The following is a 16,453-nucleotide window of genomic DNA, read 5'->3' as shown; positions in this document are numbered from 1 at the left end:
GAGGAGACCGCTGTCATGGTGATGCGTCTATTGTTACGCCGGGTCCTTCAGGCCATTCCGTTGCTGCTCGGCGTGATCGTCATGAACTTCTGCCTGATCCAGTCGGTGCCCGGCACGTTGCTCGACGTGATGACGGCCGAACAGCAGGTCACCGACCCCGCGCTCATCGAGCGTCTGCGGGTGACGTACGGCATGGACAAGCCGCTGTGGCAGCAGTTGCTTCACTACATCGACGCCGTGGCGCACCTCGATCTCGGCTATTCGTATCGGCACAACCTGCCAGTGTTCGACGTCATCATGGCGCATCTTCCCGCCACGCTCGTGCTGATGCTGGCGAGCCTGCTCGTCGCCGTGATCGTGGGCGTGAGCGCTGGCGTTGTTGCAGCCGTGAACGTCAACACATGGCGCGACACGCTCGTCTCGATCGCGGCCGTCGTCTGTTTCGCGGCGCCGAGCTTCTGGCTCGGAATCATGCTCATCATCCTGTTCTCCGTGAAGCTGGGCTGGTTCCCGGTGGGCGGCATGACTACCATCGGGATGGACTACGGCACCGGGATTGCCAGCGCGTGGCACGCCTCGCTGGACGTGCTTCACCACCTCACGCTGCCGGCGCTCACGCTCGGTCTGTTCTACGCCGCGACCTATGCGCGCGTCATGCGAGCGTCGATGCTCGAGGTGGCGCGTCAGGATCACGTGCGCACCGCGCAAGCGAAAGGACTCACGCGCCGCGCGATCATTACCCGTCACATGGTGCGCAACGCGATGCTGCCGGTCGTCACGCTGCTCGGACTGCAAATCGGCACCGTCCTCGGCGGGAGCATCGTCGTGGAAGCGGTCTTCAGCTGGCCGGGTATCGGCGGGGTGCTGTTCGACAGCGTGATGAGCCGCAACTATCCGGTCGTGCTGGGACTGCTCGTGCTCAGCTCGGCGCTGGTCATCGTCGCGAATATCGCCGTCGATCTCGTCTATACGCGCCTCGATCCTCCTATCCGCACACATGCCTCGTGATCCCTGGTCTCACCTTACCGTAATGAACTGGTCTGCAACATGACGTCTTCCGCCGAACCTGCTCTTCCGACACCCGACACGCACGATGCAAGCGCATCGTGCGCGCCCTCGCGCCCTCCACGCCGTCGCTCGGCCACCTGGCAGCAATTCGCCCGTCATGGCGGCGCCGTCGCTGGCGCGGTGCTGCTCGCGCTGATCGTGATCGTCGCCGTGTGCGCGGGCTGGTGGTATCCCGGCGATCCGCTGCGCATCGTGGCCACACCGGAAATCTGGCCGTTCGAGCAGTGGCAATACCCGCTCGGCACCGACGCATTGGGACGTGACATCGCCGCCATGCTCGCGCACGGCGCACGGGCGACGCTGGCCATCGGCCTCGTCGCGAGTGTGGCCGCGACGGTCATCGGCGTGTCCATAGGCGCCGTCGCCGCATGGTGGGGAGGATGGGTCGACGAGGTGCTGATGCGCTTCACCGAACTGTTCCAGATCGTGCCGAACGTCGTGTTCGTGCTGACGGTCGTCGCCATCCTCGGGCCGCGCATCGAGAACACGGTGATTGCCGTGGCGCTCGTGTCGTGGCCTGCGATTGCCCGACTCACGCGTGCCGAATGCCTCTCGTTCAAGTCGCGGGAATTCGTACAGGCGTGTCGCACCGTGGGACTGTCGTCGTGGCGCATCGCCCTGCGGGAGGTACTGCCGAACGCGCTGCCACCGGTACTCGTCATGGGCACGCTGGTCGTCGCTGGCGCCATCCTCTACGAGTCGGTCGTGTCCTTCCTGGGGCTCGGCGATCCGAACATCGCCAGTTGGGGACGCCAGATCGGCGAAGGCCGCACGTTGATCCGCTCGTCCTGGTACCTGTGCGCCGAACCCGGCATCGCCATCATGCTTGCCGTGCTGGCGCTCAATCTAGTCGGCGATGGTTTGAACGACGCGCTGAATCCGGCGCTTCGCAAGCGCTAATCGCCGGGTTGATCCCACCGAACACTCAAGAACACTATTGCTTCACTAAACGCTATGACGCACCGTTGGTATAACCTCGGCGACCTCGTCGACCGATCCCTCAGTCTCGACGCGACGGCCATCGTCGACTTGCGCGACGGCGACCACCCACGCACCTACACGCACACCGACATCGATCGCCTGGCGAACGGCGTGGCGACGGCCCTGCGGGCGCGCGGCCTGCCGCAAGGCGCGCACGTCGCCATTGCGTCGCTTAACCGCGCGGAGTATCTGATCGCCTACTTCGGGATCATGCGTGGCGGCTATGTCGCGGTGCCCATCAACATCAAGCAATCGCGCGAGATCCTCGATTACGTCATCGACGATGCGGGCGTCTCGCTGGCATTCGTCGACGGTCCGCGTCGCGACGCCCTGTGCGCACGCGTGCCCGTCATCGACTTCGACGACGAGGGTCCGGACGGCTTTGCCGCGCAAATTCGGCCTGCGGAGTTCGATGTCGTCCGTGCGGCGCACGACGACGTCGCACAAATGCTCTACACCTCCGGCTCGACGGGCAAACCGAAGGGCGTGCCGCTCACGCACGCCGGGCAGCTATGGGCGCTGGGCGCGACGTACGTCCAGCCGTCACATCCGTCGACGGAGCGCTTTCTGCTCGCGCAGCCACTGTTTCATATGAACGGGCTGTTCATGGCCAAGCGTGCGTTCTCCGTGAACGGCACGCTGGTGATCCTGCCGTCTTTCGATGTGGCGACCTACGTCGACGCGCTGGAGCGCTACCGCATCACCGTGCTGGCCGCAGTGCCGACGATGTTTGCGCGCATCGTGAAAGATCCGCAGACGCTCGCCGGGCGCGACGTCTCGTCCCTCTCCCGCCTGATGCTCGGCTCCGCACCGATGAGCACCGCTCTGCTTGCCCGCATTCAGGCCGCGTTTCCCACCACGCATATTCACCACGGCTACGGTACGACGGAAGCAGGTCCGAGCATCTTTGGCCCGCACCCGGATGGCATTCCCCTGCCGCCCCTGGCGCTGGGCTATCCGCTCTTTCCCAATACGGTGAAGCTCGTCGACGGTCCCGACGCCAACGAGGGTGTGCTGTGCATGCGCAACCCGGCGGTCATGCACGGGTATCACCGTCTGCCCGAGAAATCGGCGCAAGTGCTCAATGACGGGTGGTACTACAGCGGCGACGTGATGCGACGCGATGCCAACGGCTTCTTCTACTTCGTAGGACGTGCAGACGACATGTTCGTCTGCGCAGGCGAGAACATCTATCCCGTGGAGGTGGAGAAAGTGCTCGAAGCGCATCCCGAAGTGCGTCAGGCGAGCGTGGTGCCACTGCCCGACGAGGAGCGCGCCGCCGTGCCGGTCGCCTTCGTGGTGCGCCAGCCCGGCAGCACGCTGAGCGTCGAGGCACTCAGGCAGCATGCGCTCGCGAACGGCCCCGCCTATCAGCATCCGCGTCGCGTGGCGTTCGTCACCGAGCTGCCGTGGGCGGGGACCAACAAGGTCGACCGTCATTCGCTGCTCCAACAAGCGCGCGCACTCGAAGCGACGCACGGATGGAGCGACCAACATCAGAACTCAGCCCCGCTTACCGGAGCCATCGCATCATGACGCAACTGTCCGACCTTCAGGATCCGATTCGCCTCGACGGCAAAGTCGCCCTCGTCACCGGGGCGAGCCGCGGCATTGGCCGCGCCATTGCAACCGCCCTGGCCGCTCGCGGGGCGAGCGTTGCGGTGCACTACAACGCCGCGGCTGCCGATGCCGACGCTCTCGTCAGTCAACTGCGTGCGAGCGGCGCCCGGGCGTTTGCCGTGCAGGCCGACTTGTCGTCGCAGGACGGCGCTCGCGTCCTCGTCGAACGCTTCATCGGCGCCCTTGCGTCGCACGACCTGCCGCCACAATGGGACATTCTCGTGAATAACGCTGGCGTGGGGCTCCGGGCACGCATCGACGCCGTGACACCGGAGGACTTCGACCGGGTGCTGCAAGTGAACCTCAAGTCGCCGTTCTTCCTGATCCAGCATGCTCTGAAGCACCTGAGGGATGGTGCGCGCATCGTCAACGTCTCATCCATCGGCACACGTGCGGCCTATCCGGAGATGAGCGTCTATGCGCCCGCCAAGGCAGCACTCGAAGCACTGACGCTTTCACTGGCCGCCGATCTCGGGTCGCGAGGCATCACCGTCAACGCTGTGCTGCCCGGCGCGACGGCGACCGACCTGAACCAGCGCGCGAGCGATCCCGTCGCCAGTCAGGCCATCGCCCAGACCGTTGCGCTGGGACGCGTCGGACAACCCCGAGACATCGCGGACATCGTGGCCTTTCTTGCCAGCGACGCCGCCCGCTGGGTGACGGGACAAGCCATCGATGCCAGCGGCGGTCAGCGTCTTTGACGCCCATCGCCACCGCACGTCCACCCCACGCCCGCCGCCCTCCCAAACTGACGCCTACTGCCCGGACACGTCCCATGACAACCCTGCTCGACGTCGAACACCTCACGCTCGATCTGCCGCCCAATGCCGATCGCGCGCACGCGCTTCATGACGTTTCGTTCTCGCTCGCACGTGGCGAGATCCTCTGTATGGTCGGGGAAAGCGGTTCGGGCAAATCGATGACCGCCAGCGCACTGCTCGGCCTGTTGCCCCCCGGCGTGCAACCGAGCGCCGGAAGCATCGCGTGGGAAGGCGCAGGCAATCTGCTCGCGCTGCCCGACGCCGAGCGCCGCCGCTGGCGCGGCTCGCGCATCGGCATGATCTTTCAGGAACCGATGACGGCGCTCAATCCCCTGCGCACCATTGGCGATCAGATCGGCGAGGTCTATCGCACGCACACGCGACTGACCGGCAGCGCCATTCGTGCACGCACACTGGAATGGCTCGACGCCGTGCAGATTCCGTCGCCGAACGAAACCGCAAAACGCTATCCTCACGAGTTGTCCGGCGGCCAGCGACAGCGGGCCATGATCGCGATGGCGCTCGCGCTGGAGCCCGAACTCCTGATCGCCGACGAACCGACAACGGCGCTCGATGTGACGACTCAGGCGCAGATCCTCACGCTGATACGCGACTTGCAGCAGCGTAAAGGAACCGGCGTACTGTTCATCACGCACGACTTCGGCGTGGTGGCGGAAATCGCGGATCGCGTGGCCGTCATGCGTCATGGGGAGATCGTTGAACAGGGTGAGGCGCAGATAATCCTGACGCGTCCGGCGCACGCATACACGCGTGCGCTCATCGCCGCGGTGCCGTCGTTGCCATCGGCAGCACCGACTGCGGCGCGCGAGAGCGTGACGTTGACGACATCGGAAGATGCAGCGTCGCCTGTCGCGCCGCCGGTGTTGCGCATCGAGCAAGTCCAGAAAACCTACGCGAAACGTAGCTGGCTCAGCAAGAAGACGCACGCCCACACGGCGGCGTTGCGCGACGTCAGCCTCGATGTCGGCAGCGGCAAGACGCTGGGAATCGTGGGAGAAAGCGGCTCAGGCAAGTCGACGCTCGCGCGCACCATTCTTCGACTGATGACACCCGATGCCGGACGCATTCTCTATCGCGACATCGACCTTGCCAATGGGACGCTCGATGCGCAGTCACGTCGCGACGCGCAGGACATTCAGATGGTATTTCAGGACCCCTTCAGCTCGCTCAATCCGCGCCGGCGCGTCGGAGACATCGTCACGCAGGGGCCTATCGCCCGCGGCGAGCCACCGGGTCAGGCGCATGCGCACGCGCTCGAACTGTTCAAACGCGTCGGTCTGAGCGCAGACTCGCTCGAGCGCTTTCCTCACGAGTTCTCCGGCGGTCAACGACAGCGTATCGGGCTGGCGCGCGCGCTCGCGATGCGTCCGAAGGTACTCGTCGCGGACGAACCCGTCTCGGCGCTCGACGTCTCCGTGCAGGCCCAGGTGCTGCGACTGCTCGCGCGACTGAAGGCCGAACTGGGTTTGTCGATGATTTTCATTACGCACGATCTGCGCATCGCCGCGCAACTGTGCGACACGCTCGCCGTCATGAAGTCGGGGAGCGTGGTCGAGTACGGCGATACGACGGCGATCTTCCGTGCGCCTTCACACCCGTACACACGTGCGCTGCTCGACGCGATTCCCGGGCGCAATCGCGAACTTCGCAATGATGCGCAAGCGCTCTCTGCCGCCTGACGATCGACGCCTCTCTCTACTTACGCAGATCGGCAATGGACAGGTAAGGCAACCATGTGCCGGACGCCGACAGGCTCGCGAACACGTGCTCTTTCGTCTGCTGGAGGAAGGTCTCGATGTGCTGCCGTGCGAGCGCTTCCGCGCGCGGCGCATTGCCTGTCACGAGCGCGGCAATGATGCTCTCGTGATCGTGTTCGATACGCGGCCGGATGCCCTGCACTCCGAAACCCAGCGAGACGAGACGGGCCATGTCATCCATGAGACCCGCCAGCGTTCGGTACAGACGTGCGTTGCCGCTTGCCGCAGCAATCGTCAGATGGAATTTTCGGTTCGTGTGCAAGAACCACTCGATCTGATGGTCGATGGGCTCATGCGCAAAGGGCACTTCGCACGCTTCGTTGAGTCGTTGCAGGAGCTCGGTGTCGACGTTGCCGCACGCCAGACGCGCAGCCATCGGCTCGAGTTGCCCTCGCAAGTTGAAAATTTCCTCGACGTCCGCCAGCGTGACCGGCGAGATCCGATACCCCTGTCGCGGGATAGCGCGCGCGAATCCCTCGTGGACCAGACGCACCAGTGCCACCCGGCAACTCGTGCGCGCAATGTCGTAGCGACGCATCAGCTCCGCCTCGGTGACGATGGCGCCCGGCATGATGACGCAAGTCAGCACGTCGTGCCGGATGCGTTCATAGGCATCGTCGCCGCGCGCAATCGCAACGGCGTCTTCGGTGTCGTGGGAGGCGGGAGCCATGATGTTCAGTACCCTCTTGTCGCGTCATAGACGAACGGCAACGGTGCGCCGCGAAGATGTGCGCCGAGCACGTCGGCCACCTGACGCGCCCTCGCCGCATACGACACCGTCGACGCGATGTGCGGCGTGACGAGAACCTTCGGGTGATGGCGCAGGGCATCGTCGGGTGGCAATGGCTCGATATCGAAGACATCGACAACCGCCGAGCGCAGACGGCCGCTATCGAGCGCGTCGAGCAATGCTTGCCGGTCGAGATGCACCCCTCGGCCGACCTGAATCAGGCTGGCCCCGGCCGGGAGTTGCGCAAACAGTTTGCGTCCGAGAATGCCTCGCGTGGCATGGGTGTCGGGCAGCAGATTCACGAGAATGTCGGTCTCGGCGAGCAACGCGTCGAGCTGCGCTTCGCCCGCAAAGACGTTCACGCCCGCCAACAAACGTGGCGTTCTCGCCCAACCGTTCACCTGGAAGCCGTTCGCGCGCAGACGCGTGGCGACCGCACTTCCCAGCTCGCCGAGTCCCAGCACACTCACGCGCGTGTCGCGTGCGAGACGTCCGGTGAGTTCGTTAGCCCAGCGTCCGTCGCGCTGCGCGGTGATCAGCGCCGGTACGTCCCGCGCGATGGCCAGTGCGGCGAACGCGACGAAGTCGCTCATGCGCTCGCGCGTTTCCTCCGTCACCATGCGCACGATGGGTACGCCCGATGGCAAGGCCGGATCGGCCAGAATGTGATCGACGCCTGCCGCTGCGCTCAGGATCAGTCGCAAACGCGGGTAGTGGGCGAGACGTCCATGATCGGGCTGATAGACGAGCGCGTACTTCACGTTGCGCGCATCGACGAACGGGTCGTCCCAGCCGTACACGCGCAGGCCCGGCATGAGCCGCGCGAAATGATGTTGCCATTCGGTCAGTGCGGCAGCGCCGCCCGACTTGATCAATAACGTGTCGCCTTGCATGACTTCGGGGGAGGATGCCTCGCGTCGGTACATCGGACGTCGGGGCTTCGGAAGAGAAAGCGGCAGCTCATCCTACCGGGCGTGCCCTGCGCCACTAAGCATTTGTTATCGAATAGCTTATGACGGCGCGACGGGAATGCTCGTCGGCGCGAGACATAAGAACGATCGACAGGCGTCGCTCAGGCGAAATCTCGCCGGATGAGAAGCGCCGATGCCCCGGGTCATGCCCCGTTCAGAAAAATATTTTGCGGGTTTTCGGGGCTTCGTCCCGTGTACCGAAACGCTCACCACGCTGCGCAAACGTCCGCCCGGTGGGCGTCGTCACCATGCTGCGGCGCAACAATTCACCGGATTGTTTCTATATTCACAATAATCAATCCAGCGTCCGGGCATTGTCTGTTCCCGCTGTGACCCGCTATAGTTGGCCCGCCCCCGCGACGCGATAGGCCCATTCCCTCGTATAAGCAGTGTATGAAGTGTTATCGAGGCGAACGAGCGGATCTGCGTCATGTTGTAAACGTAGTTATCAATGCGATGCCCCCATCGTCAGTAGAAATGAGAGACACAGCTACATCCAACGCCGGAATCGACAACAAGCCGCCCACCCCCGAAGAAGTGCGCAAACGCGTGTTCGCGATTGTCGCGGCATCGTCCGGGAATCTGGTCGAGTGGTTCGACTTTTACATCTACGCCTTCTGCGCGATCTACTTCGCCCCGGCGTTCTTCCCCAGTTCGGACCCGACCGCCCAGTTGCTCAACACGGCAGGCGTGTTCGCGGCCGGCTTCCTGATGCGCCCCATCGGCGGCTGGATCTTCGGCCGTATCGCCGACCGTAATGGCCGGAAGAACTCGATGGTCATCTCCGTGATGATGATGTGCCTCGGCTCGCTGCTGATCGCTGCGCTGCCCACGTACGCCAGCATCGGCAATTGGGCGCCTGCGCTGCTGCTGTTCGCGCGTTTGCTGCAAGGGCTGTCGGTCGGCGGCGAATACGGCACGACGGCAACGTATATGAGTGAAGTGGCGCTCAAGGGCCGTCGCGGCTTCTTCTCGTCGTTCCAGTACGTGACGCTCATCGGCGGTCAGTTGCTCGCTGTGCTCGTGGTCGTGATTCTTCAGCAGTTGCTCAGCGAAGCCGAACTCAAGGCATGGGGCTGGCGTATTCCGTTCGTGGTCGGTGCGATCACGGCGGTGGTAGCGCTGATGCTGCGTCGTACGCTGCACGAAACGTCGACGAGTGCGAGCCGCAACAACCGCGATGCGGGTTCGATCGCCGGACTGTTCCGTCATCACAAGGCGGCGTTCTTCACCGTGCTGGGTTACACGGCTGGCGGCTCGCTGATCTTCTACACGTTCACCACTTACATGCAGAAGTATCTGGTGAACACGGCGGGTATGCCGATCAAGACGGCGAGCTACATCATGACCGCCTGCCTGTTCGTCTACATGTGCATGCAGCCGATCTTCGGCATGCTCTCGGACAAGATTGGTCGTCGCAACAACATGTTGCTGTTCGGTGCACTCGGCGCGATTGCCACGGTGCCGATTCTGACGGCACTCAAGACGGTGCAAAGCCCGATCGCGGCGGGCGTTCTGATCTGTCTGGCGCTCGCCATCGTGAGCTTCTATACGTCGATCAGCGGTATCGTGAAGGCCGAGATGTTCCCGATCGAAGTGCGCGCACTGGGCGTGGGTCTGGCCTACGCGGTCGCCAACGCGATCTTCGGCGGCTCGGCAGAGTACGTGGCGCTGGGTCTGAAGAAGGCGGGCATGGAGCCGACGTTCTACTGGTACGTCACCGGCATGATGGTGCTGGCATTCGTGGTGAGCTTGCGCCTGCCGCGTCAGGCGAAGTATCTGCACCACGAGCATTGATCGTGTGCTGATATAGCGGCAATACGAAGGAGGCGCAATATTGCGCCTCCTTTTTTTCGGCCCTGCGTTTTGCAAAAAACGCGCAACGCCTCGAATTCTCCGACCTCCGGCGAAAGCCGCGCATCCCCACATCCCGCTTAAAATCGCTTGACCCTCACGTTGCGTGAGGCTTCAGCCTTGTCACACGCCAGAAGATCACGGGAGTTTCCATGCGGCTCACCGAAAGTATCTCGACGACGCGGAATACCGCTTCCTCGCGGCCAACTACCTCAACCATACGGACGAGTGGCCCGTCCTCATCGGGGCGTTGCGCGACCAAATGGAAGCTGGCGCGCCGCCCGAATCGCCGGAAGTGCAGGCGCTCGTGCGTCAATGGCTGACGTACTTCCGCTCGTATGCGGGCGACAATCCCGACACCCATATGAAGATCCGTGAGGCGCATCGTCTCGAACCCGAACTGATGGAAGGATCCTTCATCGACATGCCCCTGCTGGAGTATGTGAAGCAGGGTGTTGCGGCGGCGACGAGCGCGAGGTAGGCCTGAAGGTCAGGCGTCTTCGCCAGCGGCGAGGCGCGCGCTTTGCCAGATGGCGTCGAGCACGGGGTGTGGCTGATGGCGACGCCGGTAGAGCGCGATGTCGAAGCCGATCTGCCAGTCTTTCCCGCCGACGATGGCGAGCGTGCCACGTGCGACGTCGTCGGCCACCAGACGCTGCGGCAGCCAGGCGATGCCTGCACCGCGCCGCGCCATGGCGAGAATCGCTTCGTAGGAATCGGCCTGATAAACCGGCTTGAGCGTCGGACGGTTCGGCATCTCGGCGAGATGCCGCGCGAGCACGGCACGCAGCGTCAGCGTACGCGTGAACGCCAGCCACGGAATGGGCGACGGCCCGGCCGCAAGCCGATACTTCGCCCGTCCCTTCGCATCGAGCGCACTGACCGGCACCAGCACCTCACGCGCTACGCTCAGCCAGTCGAAGCGGTCCTGATCGATGAGCAGCCGCGTGTGCGCGCTGGAATAGACGATCAGCAGGTCGACCTCCCCCGCAGCCAGCCTCAGGATGGCTTCCTCCGCGCCGCCAGTGGACAGGGTTGCGGTAAAGAAGCCGATGCGCGAGACGGTCTCGTCGTACCAATCCGGGAAGAACGTCGCGGCCAATGTGCGGCCGGTAGCGATCTTCAGGTTGTTTTCAAGCGTGGGCGCGGCGTCCTGCAATTGTGTGCGGGCGCTATGAAGGATGTCGAGCGCGTTGGTGGCCGCGTCGAGAAATACGGTACCGGCAGCCGTGAGTTCGAGCGGTTTGCTCCGCTCGACGAGACGCGTGCCCACCCATTCTTCGAGCGCGCGAATACGTCGACCGAATGCCGGATGCGTGACGAATCGGTTCTCCGCCGCCCGCGTGAAGCTGCGCGTGCGTGCCAGTTCGACGAAGTCTTCAAGCCATCGCAGTTGCATGCCGCCTCCTCACTCTGCGTCCACTCCCGTGCCACTTCCTTGCGCGCATCAGTCGAATCGCGCCCGCACGGGCGAATCGCTCAGGCCTTCGACAGCGACTTGAGCGCGTGTTTGATGCCGTCCGACACGCTCGTGCCGTCGGGCACGGTCTTGACCGCCGCAAGCGCTTCCTTGTCGGAATAGCCCAGCGCGAGCAGCGCGTTGACGACATCGCTCTTGTGATCGTGCGGTGCAGCGGCCCCGGCGATGGTGCCGAGTTGCGCGCCGAGCTTGCCCTTGAGTTCGAGCAGCAGACGCTCGGCCGTCTTCTTGCCGATACCCGGGATCTTGGTCAGACGTCCGGACTCCTGCAACGTGACGGCCTGCGCGATGTCGGCCACGCTCATACCCGAGAGGATCGCGAGTGCGGTGCGTGCACCGACGCCCGAAATCTTGAGCAGTTCGCGAAACGTGTTGCGCTCGTCCGGCGAGCCGAAACCGAAGAGCAGTTGCGCGTCTTCGCGCACGATGAACTGCGTGAGCAACGTCACACGCTCACCGACGTTCGGCAGGTTGAAGAAGGTGCTCATCGGCACCGAGATTTCATAACCCACGCCCTGGCAATCGACCAGGATGTGCGGCGGATTCTTTTCCAGCAGCGTGCCGGAGATGCGGCCAATCATTGACGCCCCAAGAGAGTGACTTCGACAGGCGGCAAGTTTAGCAAACCGTCCGGGCCGCTTTGGGGTTTGGGGGTCGGGTTTGCATAGATGGCACGCGGGGCATGGGGAAGTTCGGATAAGTGCCCGCTCGGGGTCGGCGCTAAGCCATTGAAAGCTATGCGTTTGTAGGGAAACCGCTTCTTTTCGGGTGTCAATGGACGACGGCGATTCTTGCGAGACTGTGCGTCCCTTTCGAAGGAGTCTTTACGCCGTGATCCACCATCCCTCCCGTCCACGATGTCTCAAGCACCATTCCGATACGTTCGACGGACATCCCATCGCACGTCCCGCCTCAACGTCGCAGGAGCAAAAAATGGCGAAGCGTTTGATGCTGTTCAATTCCACTGGTGGCGTGAGCAACACCATGTCCATCTACAACCTCGGCTGGCTGATGGCGGAGAAATATCGCGTATTGCTGGTCGACGCGGACCCCAAATGTGATCTGACCGGGCTGATGCTTCGCGCCCGATTCGATGCACACTATTCGGAGGAACGAACCCGGCGGCACAACCTGAAAGACGCGACCAGTGCGGCGTTTGAACTCGACACCCTTGGCATTCGGGAAATCGACTGCCCCTGTGCCCCGGAAGCCCCCAATCTTCGTTTACTGCCAGGACATGCCAATCTATCCGAGTACGATTTCTATCTGATGCTCGCACAGGATGCGAACGACAAACGTGATTCCCTTCAGGGCACGCCCGGCGCGTTTAATCGCTTGATTTCCCTTTGTGAGCGCAAATATGACATCGATTTCACGTTGATCAACGTCGCTACCGGATTTGGAGGAATCAATGCCAACCTCTTCATGCACAGCGATGTTTTTGTTATCCCCGTTATTCCCGACCCCTTCGCGATTCAGGCATTGGACACGCTGAAATATGTTCTCGCCCGATGGCTCAACTGGAAGCTCCATTCGATGGACGATCTGGCCTCGTCGTCATACCCACTGCGTGAAGGGACACCCAAATTGGGCGGGGTGTTGATGTACCGGCATGCTCCTCGGAAGGGAACGACCCGTCGTCATCGTCAAGACATCGCCTCGACGATCAGGTCTGCAATTTCCGGTGACTTTGTTCCCCATATTGCGAAGCAGCGTATGACGTTTTCTCCGAACATCTACGCCAACTCGATTAACGCAAACGACTATTGCCTTCAAGAGATCTGCGAGATGGAAACTCTGACGGCAAAAGCACTCGAAGTCGGCGTCCCGGCTTTCGCGCTGTCGGACACGCACGTCGGGCAGATTGCAGACCCTACGAGGGACTGGATTCGACAGCGAGATGAGCTCCGAGGACAGCTTGAAAACGTCGCCGATCAACTTGTCTCGCTCCTGAATCATGCCTAACGCCCTGAGTTCATTTAAGGATTGAGCTACATATGGCCCGAGAGCCGCAAATGGAAACGCATCGCAACGGCGATGGGAGAGGACGAAGAGACGGTTCGTTCAACGTTGACAGAGATCGTCGCGCGGCGCAATGCGATTGCCCACGAGGCGGACGCACAAGCCCTTCGTACTACAAAACGCTCGATAGATCGTAAGCTGACCGGTGATTTTTCTCGCTTTCTCAGACGACTGGGCGAGACCGTTCACGAACTAGCCAGATAATCTCGACGCCGCCGCCACAATGCGGCGGCTCGCCTGACTTTTCACCCCTCTCCCCCAACTCCCTCCACCAAATCCCCGGTAGAGCGCTTCGCTGCGGACCGCAGGCATTCAAGCGCTTCGACCACGGCCGCGCGATTCGCACCATCGTCGCGCCAGTACATCGAGACACCGCCGAACCCGGCCAGGCGCAGCGGCACAATGCGTAGTGCCCCAAGCGCCTGCAAGCGGCTCGCCGTGCGGTGCGACGCCAGACCGATCATGTCGCTGTTGTTGAGTAGCGTGAGATTAAGAATCGTCGAGTTCGATTCGACGGTGTCGTTCGGCAGCGGATACCCCGCTTCGGCCAACGCCGATTCCAGCGCGTTGCGAATCGGCGTGCCTCGCGGCCAGACGACCCAGCGATAGCGCTGGATATCGGCCCAATCCACCGTCGATTGCGAAAACACCGGATGCCGCGTGCGGGCGACGAAGTGCAGCGGCTCCAGATACAGCGCTTCGGTGCGCACGTTTCGGTCCTGCAGCTCGGGAGCCGAGCGCCCGACGACGATGTCGATCTCGCTATGCGCCAACTGATTCATCAGCCGGTCCATCGTATTTTCGACAACGCGCGCCTGCACGCGGGGCATGCGTTGCAGGAGCAGCAACACCGCGAGCGGCACCGTGTCCGCCGACGACGCCCCCGACGTCCCGATCGCCACCAGCCCGCTCCCGCCCTCCCGCATGGCGTCGAGATCGTCGCGCGCAGTGTCGAGCTGCGCTTCGATGCGTCGCGCGTGCTGAATCAGCGCCTCGCCGTACGAAGTGGGCCGCAATCCGCGCGCCTGACGCTCAAACAGCGGCAGGCCGATGTCGTCCTCCAGATCTTTGAGCCACTTGGACAAACCGGGCTGTGTCGTGTTGAGCAGCGCGGCAGACTGGCTCATGTTGCCCGTCTCCGCGAGGGTCAGCAGCATCTGCAAGTTGCGCAGACGTAGTCGTTGCGTCCAATCCATGCGCTGTCTCCGGGCACCTCGGGCGGGCACCGCTCAAATCCCTCGATCCATACGTTTTTTCGTATGGATCCGATGATTTTTTCATTTCAAAGAATATGTCTCGCCGAGTATAACGCTATTTATAGACCCGAAAAGCACCACGCAACGCCGTCTGCGACACCCGCCAGGCGAGCCAACCGGGCCCTTTCCAACATGGAGACAAGCATGTCCGACCGCGCCCCCAGCGCCGAACGCGCTGCCTATTACGAACACATCGGTCACAACCACATGGCCCCGCTGTGGGAATCGCTGCACAGCCTGGTGCCGCCGCAGCCGCGCCCGCGCGTCGTGCCTGCCATCTGGAAATACAACGAAGTGCGCCCGCTCGTGATGGAAGCGGGCCGCGTCATCAGTGCCGAAGAAGCCGTACGTCGCGTGCTGATTCTGCAGAACCCCGGCACGCCGGGATCGTCGAGCATTACCGGTTCGCTCTACGCCGGTCTGCAACTGATCCTGCCGGGCGAAATCGCCCCGAGCCATCGCCACACGCAATCGGCGCTGCGCTTCATCGTGGAAGGCAGCGGCGCCTGGACGGCCGTCAACGGCGAGCGCACGACGATGCACCCGGGCGACTTCATCATCACGCCGTCGTGGACGTGGCACGACCACGGCAATCCGTCCGACGGCGAGCCGGTCGTTTGGCTCGACGGCCTCGACATCCCGCTCGTGCAGTACTTCGACGCCGGGTTCGCCGAGAACTACCCCGAATCGCAGCAACCCGTGCAGCGCCCCGAGGGCGACAGCTTCGCGCGCTACGGTTTCAACATGCTGCCGGTGCATCACAAGGTCAGCGATCCGACGTCGCCGATCTTCAGCTACCCGTACGCCCGCTCGCGCGAAGCGCTCGACACGTTGTATCGCAACGGTGAACTCGATCCGTGGGACGGCATCAAGCTGCGCTACGTCAATCCGGCGACCGGCGGCTGGCCGATGCCGACGATGGCGACGTTCATGCAATACCTCCCGGCTGGCTTCCAGGGCAAGACCTATCGCAGCACCGATGCCACCGTGTTCTCGGTCGTCGAAGGTCGCGGCACGGTGCGCATTGGAGACGACGTGTTCCAGTTCGAACCGCGCGATCACTTCGTGGTGCCGTCGTGGGCACCTGTGCAACTCGCCGCGCTCGACGACGCCGTGCTGTTCAGCTACTCCGATCGCCCGGTGCTCGCCGCGCTGAACCTGCTGCGCGAGTCCCGCACCTGAGCCACCAGCCCCCTCTTTCATTCACCTTATTCGCTGAGTCAATCACCATGTCCTACGTCTTCACCCCGCCCGCCGTCGTCGGCATTCCCGTTGTCGGCAGCAACGACCAGTTCGCCGTGCGTCGCGTGTACTGCGTGGGCCGCAACTACGCCGCCCATGCCCGTGAAATGGGCTTCGATCCTGACCGCGAACCGCCGTTCTTCTTCTGCAAGCCGGCCGACGCCGTGCTGCCGGTCGCTTACGGCGACACGCTGGAACTGAAGTACCCGGCGCAGACGAGCAACTACCACTACGAAGCCGAGCTGGTCGCCGTGATCGGCAAGGCCGGTTCGGACATTCCGCTCGATCAGGCCCTGGAACACGTCTGGGGTTACGCCGTCGGTCTGGACATGACGCGTCGCGATCTGCAAATGAAGATGCGCGAGATGGGCCGTCCGTGGGAAATCGGCAAGGCCTTCGATGCGTCGGCACCGATCGGTCCGATCCATCCGGTCTCCAGCGTCGGTCACGTCGAAAAGGCCGCGATCTCGCTGACGGTGGACGGCGTGCAGAAGCAAAAGAGCGACGTCACGCATCTGATCTGGTCGGTCGCCGAGACGGTCTCCTACCTGTCGCAATTCTTCCGCCTGGAACCGGGCGACCTGATCTACACGGGGACCCCGGAAGGTGTCGGCCCCGTCAAGGCAGGCGAGACGATGGTCACGGCCGTCGAAGGTCTCGGCGAGATCACGGTGCGCGTGGTCTGAGGCA

At 63.2% G+C, this 16,453-nt stretch carries 15 protein-coding genes; 10 read left to right on the top strand and 5 right to left on the bottom strand.

Features of this window, described 5'->3' with window-relative positions; genetic code table 11:
- Window positions 1-15 precede the first annotated feature (15 nt).
- The 5 genes from MB84_RS03335 to MB84_RS03315 all read left to right on the top strand — a co-directional run bounded on the left by MB84_RS03335 (window position 16) and on the right by MB84_RS03315 (window position 6,130).
- Window positions 16-1,008, top strand: coding sequence for an ABC transporter permease (locus MB84_RS03335; protein WP_046290748.1), 993 nt, complete (start codon window positions 16-18; stop codon window positions 1,006-1,008).
- Window positions 1,009-1,047: 39 nt separating this feature from the next.
- Window positions 1,048-1,968, top strand: a complete 921-nt coding sequence (locus tag MB84_RS03330) for an ABC transporter permease (RefSeq protein ID WP_065225745.1) — start codon at window positions 1,048-1,050, stop codon at window positions 1,966-1,968.
- A 54-nt stretch (window positions 1,969-2,022) separates the two neighbouring features.
- A complete protein-coding gene (locus MB84_RS03325) occupies window positions 2,023-3,585 on the top strand; it encodes a class I adenylate-forming enzyme family protein (RefSeq protein WP_046290747.1) in 1,563 nt (520 codons plus the stop codon).
- Window positions 3,586-3,590: 5 nt separating this feature from the next.
- Window positions 3,591-4,370 (top strand): SDR family oxidoreductase, encoded by a 780-nt coding sequence (locus MB84_RS03320; RefSeq protein WP_425415899.1) that lies wholly within the window; start codon window positions 3,591-3,593, stop codon window positions 4,368-4,370.
- A 74-nt stretch (window positions 4,371-4,444) separates the two neighbouring features.
- Window positions 4,445-6,130 carry an ABC transporter ATP-binding protein gene (locus MB84_RS03315; protein WP_046290745.1) on the top strand — a complete coding sequence of 562 codons (1,686 nt, stop codon included), beginning with the start codon at window positions 4,445-4,447 and terminating at the stop codon, window positions 6,128-6,130.
- 16 nt (window positions 6,131-6,146) lie between these two features.
- Here the strand turns inward: MB84_RS03315 and MB84_RS03310 are convergent, their stop codons facing one another.
- Window positions 6,147-6,878 (bottom strand): GntR family transcriptional regulator, encoded by a 732-nt coding sequence (locus MB84_RS03310; protein WP_046290744.1) that lies wholly within the window; start codon window positions 6,876-6,878, stop codon window positions 6,147-6,149.
- Window positions 6,879-6,883: 5 nt separating this feature from the next.
- Window positions 6,884-7,864, bottom strand: a complete 981-nt coding sequence (locus MB84_RS03305; RefSeq protein WP_245725471.1) for a 2-hydroxyacid dehydrogenase — start codon at window positions 7,862-7,864, stop codon at window positions 6,884-6,886.
- Between the two features lie 522 nt (window positions 7,865-8,386).
- Here MB84_RS03305 and MB84_RS03300 point away from each other — a divergent pair.
- Together MB84_RS03300 and MB84_RS28765 are read left to right on the top strand one after the other, a co-directional pair.
- Window positions 8,387-9,706 carry an MFS family transporter gene (locus tag MB84_RS03300; protein ID WP_039395759.1) on the top strand — a complete coding sequence of 440 codons (1,320 nt, stop codon included), beginning with the start codon at window positions 8,387-8,389 and terminating at the stop codon, window positions 9,704-9,706.
- Window positions 9,707-9,869: 163 nt separating this feature from the next.
- Window positions 9,870-10,244, top strand: a complete 375-nt coding sequence (locus tag MB84_RS28765) for a TipAS antibiotic-recognition domain-containing protein (protein WP_052652909.1) — start codon at window positions 9,870-9,872, stop codon at window positions 10,242-10,244.
- A gap of 9 nt (window positions 10,245-10,253) precedes the next feature.
- Here MB84_RS28765 and MB84_RS03290 read toward each other — a convergent pair whose 3' ends face one another.
- Together MB84_RS03290 and ruvA are read right to left on the bottom strand one after the other, a co-directional pair.
- The gene (locus MB84_RS03290; RefSeq protein ID WP_046290741.1) at window positions 10,254-11,162 is read right to left on the bottom strand and encodes a LysR family transcriptional regulator; all 909 of its coding nucleotides are present in this window, start codon (window positions 11,160-11,162) and stop codon (window positions 10,254-10,256) included.
- Window positions 11,163-11,242: 80 nt separating this feature from the next.
- Window positions 11,243-11,824, bottom strand: a complete 582-nt coding sequence (ruvA, locus tag MB84_RS03285; protein ID WP_046290740.1) for a Holliday junction branch migration protein RuvA — start codon at window positions 11,822-11,824, stop codon at window positions 11,243-11,245.
- A gap of 352 nt (window positions 11,825-12,176) precedes the next feature.
- On the opposite strand from ruvA, the gene MB84_RS03280 reads away from it, so the two are divergent.
- Window positions 12,177-13,208, top strand: coding sequence for a ParA family protein (locus MB84_RS03280; RefSeq protein WP_046290739.1), 1,032 nt, complete (start codon window positions 12,177-12,179; stop codon window positions 13,206-13,208).
- Between the two features lie 302 nt (window positions 13,209-13,510).
- Here the strand turns inward: MB84_RS03280 and MB84_RS03275 are convergent, their stop codons facing one another.
- Window positions 13,511-14,461: a LysR family transcriptional regulator gene (locus tag MB84_RS03275; protein WP_046290738.1), complete on the bottom strand. Its 951-nt coding sequence runs from the start codon at window positions 14,459-14,461 to the stop codon at window positions 13,511-13,513.
- Between the two features lie 204 nt (window positions 14,462-14,665).
- On the opposite strand from MB84_RS03275, the gene gtdA reads away from it, so the two are divergent.
- Together gtdA and MB84_RS03265 are read left to right on the top strand one after the other, a co-directional pair.
- Window positions 14,666-15,703: a gentisate 1,2-dioxygenase gene (gene gtdA, locus MB84_RS03270; RefSeq protein WP_039395745.1), complete on the top strand. Its 1,038-nt coding sequence runs from the start codon at window positions 14,666-14,668 to the stop codon at window positions 15,701-15,703.
- 47 nt (window positions 15,704-15,750) lie between these two features.
- On the top strand, window positions 15,751-16,449 hold the full coding sequence (locus MB84_RS03265; protein WP_046290737.1) for a fumarylacetoacetate hydrolase family protein: 699 nt from the start codon (window positions 15,751-15,753) through the stop codon (window positions 16,447-16,449).
- The last annotated feature ends 4 nt before the right edge of the window (window positions 16,450-16,453 follow it).

The sequence above is a fragment of the Pandoraea oxalativorans genome, assembly GCF_000972785.3.
Classification (GTDB): domain Bacteria; phylum Pseudomonadota; class Gammaproteobacteria; order Burkholderiales; family Burkholderiaceae; genus Pandoraea; species Pandoraea oxalativorans.
The sequence above is the reverse complement of the archived record's forward strand: the minus strand, read 5'-3'. Positions and strand labels throughout refer to the sequence as shown.